Here is a 2481-nt window from a genome sequence, read left to right on the forward strand (position 1 = left end):
TACCGAGCAGCGCTACCGCCAGCGCTACGTCGACCTGATGGTCAACGAAGAAACCCGCCACACCTTCCGTGTGCGCTCGCAGGTGATCTCGCACATTCGCAAGTTCCTCATCGAGCGTGACTTCCTCGAAGTCGAAACACCCATGCTGCAAACCATCCCGGGTGGTGCTGCGGCCAAGCCGTTCGAAACCCACCACAACGCCCTGGACATGGCCATGTTCCTGCGCATTGCGCCGGAGCTGTACCTCAAGCGGCTTGTCGTGGGTGGGTTCGAGAAAGTGTTCGAGATCAACCGCAACTTCCGTAACGAAGGTGTTTCGACCCGGCACAACCCGGAATTCACCATGCTCGAGTTCTACCAGGCCTACGCCGACTACCGTGACAACATGGACCTCACCGAGGAACTGTTCCGCGAGCTGGCGCAGCTGGTTCTGGGCAGCACCGACGTGCCGTACGGCGACAAGGTGTTCCACTTCGGCGAGCCGTTCGCCCGCCTGTCGGTGTTCGACTCGATCCTCAAGTACAACCCGGAGCTGACCGCTGCCGACCTGCAGGACGTCGACCGCGCCCGTGACATCGCCAAGAAGGCCGGTGCCAAGGTGCTGGGCCACGAAGGCCTGGGCAAGCTGCAGGTGATGATTTTCGAAGAGCTGGTCGAGCACAAGCTTGAGCAGCCCCACTTCATCACCGAGTACCCGTTCGAGGTGTCGCCGCTGGCCCGTCGCAACGACGACAACCCGGCCGTGACCGACCGTTTCGAGCTGTTCATCGGTGGCCGCGAAATCGCCAACGCCTACTCCGAGCTCAACGATGCCGAAGACCAGGCCGAGCGCTTCCTGGCCCAGGTAGCCGAGAAAGACGCCGGTGACGACGAAGCCATGCACTACGACGCCGACTTCGTTCGCGCGCTGGAGTACGGCATGCCGCCGACCGCGGGTGAAGGCATTGGTATCGACCGCCTGGTGATGCTGCTGACCAACTCGCCGTCGATCCGCGATGTGATCCTGTTCCCGCACATGCGCCCGCAGGCCTGAGTGAGCTGAACGAGCCGCCTTTTCAGGCGGCTTTTCTTTGCGAGCGGCAAGCCATAAGCGGCAAGCTACAAGAAACGGCAGTCCGCGTGCATTCCGCTTTTTCTGGTGGCTTGCCGCTTGTAGCTTGCCGCTTCTTCCGTGAGGTCCCCTATGACACCCGCCACCCCTCACCAGGGCGCCGCCGGCATCGCCACCGCCGTCGCCGAAAGCGTGCAATACCAAGGCCGCAAAGCTGCCCGCCAGGGCAGCGAACAGCGTCGCCAGCAGATTCTCGATGCCGCCATGCGCATCGTCGTGCGCGATGGCGTTCGCGGTGTGCGTCACCGGGCGGTGGCTGCCGAGGCCGGTGTGCCTTTGTCGGCCACCACCTACTATTTCAAGGACATCGAGGACCTGCTCACCGATACCTTCGCCCAGTACGTCGAACGCAGCGCCGCCTACATGGCCAAGCTGTGGGCCAACACCGAAGTTGTGCTGCGCCAGCTGCTGGCCCAAGGGGATGGCAGCCCGCAGGCGCGGGCACGGCTGGCTGACGAAGTGGCACGCATGACCGCCGACTACGTGCAGCGCCAACTGCTGAACCGACGCGACTTCCTGATGGCCGAACAGGCGTTCCGCCAAGAGGCGCTGCTGTGCCCGCGCCTGGCCGAACTGGTCTGTGCGCACGAGCAAATCCTGCTGCACGGCACCCGCCAATTGCTGCAGGTGGTCGGCTCGCGGCAGCCGGAACAGGACGCCCAAATGTTGACGGCGATTATCGAGCAGATGGAATATCAGGGCCTGCTCAAGGATGCCAGCGCGCAAGCCGATGGGCAGATGCTCGCTATGCTTACCCGATACCTGCAACTGGTGCTGGCATCGGCCTGAGCGAGACCGACTTTTCAAGGAGAGCCTGATGAAAGCCTGGCGTGTGGTGTTGTTGACTTTGTCATTCCTGCTGCTGGGCGGTTGTCTGGTGACCTTCCATGAGCCATTGCCCAGCAATCAGGCCGCGCCCAAGGCCTTGCTCGGCAATTGGAGCAGCAAGGACGCCTGGGGTGAGCCGTTGAAGCTCACCATCACCCGCAGCACTGGCAATGCCTACAAGGCGGTCGCCACGGCCAAAGGCAAGGCCCCGGAAGCCTACATGTTCACGGTGTCGCGCCACGGTAACCGCTGGTACCTGTCGGCCGGTGTGCCCAAGCGCCTGGGCGGCAATTTCCTGATTGGCGGCTTCGATATCGTCGATGGCAAGGAACTGGTGCTGTACAACCTGGATGTCGAGCAAGTGCAGCAGGCAGTGGACAAACAGGAACTGACCGGGCGCAGTACCGAGGTGCCGGAAGGCAACGGCGATGGTGTGTTGATCGATAGCCCGTCGGCGCGGGTGCTGGCGTACCTGGACGACCCGGCCAACTCGGACCTGTTCGTTGAAGTGGCCCGGTTCCAGCGGTCCGGCAAATGACCGT

At 62.9% G+C, this 2481-nt stretch carries 3 protein-coding genes; all 3 read left to right on the top strand.

Annotation, left to right across the window (positions count from 1 at the left end; all coding sequences use genetic code 11):
• Positions 1 to 1033: lysine--tRNA ligase (gene lysS / locus APH30_RS26795; RefSeq protein WP_054914224.1), on the top strand; the 1033-nt coding region annotated here is incomplete at its 5' end.
• Between the two features lie 150 nt (positions 1034 to 1183).
• Entirely contained in the window at positions 1184 to 1900 is a 717-nt protein-coding gene (locus APH30_RS26800) for a TetR/AcrR family transcriptional regulator (protein WP_009686997.1), read from the top strand.
• A gap of 28 nt (positions 1901 to 1928) precedes the next feature.
• The gene (locus APH30_RS26805) at positions 1929 to 2477 is read left to right on the top strand and encodes a hypothetical protein (RefSeq protein ID WP_054914225.1); all 549 of its coding nucleotides are present in this window, start codon (positions 1929 to 1931) and stop codon (positions 2475 to 2477) included.
• The last annotated feature ends 4 nt before the right edge of the window (positions 2478 to 2481 follow it).

This window comes from Pseudomonas sp. NBRC 111127 (assembly GCF_001320345.1).
GTDB classification, from domain to species: Bacteria; Pseudomonadota; Gammaproteobacteria; order Pseudomonadales; family Pseudomonadaceae; genus Aquipseudomonas; species Aquipseudomonas juntendi.

Excerpts from the sequence above, each read along its gene's own strand:
- APH30_RS26800 (WP_009686997.1), top strand. The coding sequence starts at position 1,184 with ATGACACCCGCCACCCCTCACCAGGGCGCCGCCGGCATCGCCACCGCC.
- APH30_RS26805 (WP_054914225.1), top strand. The coding sequence starts at position 1,929 with ATGAAAGCCTGGCGTGTGGTGTTGTTGACTTTGTCATTCCTGCTGCTG.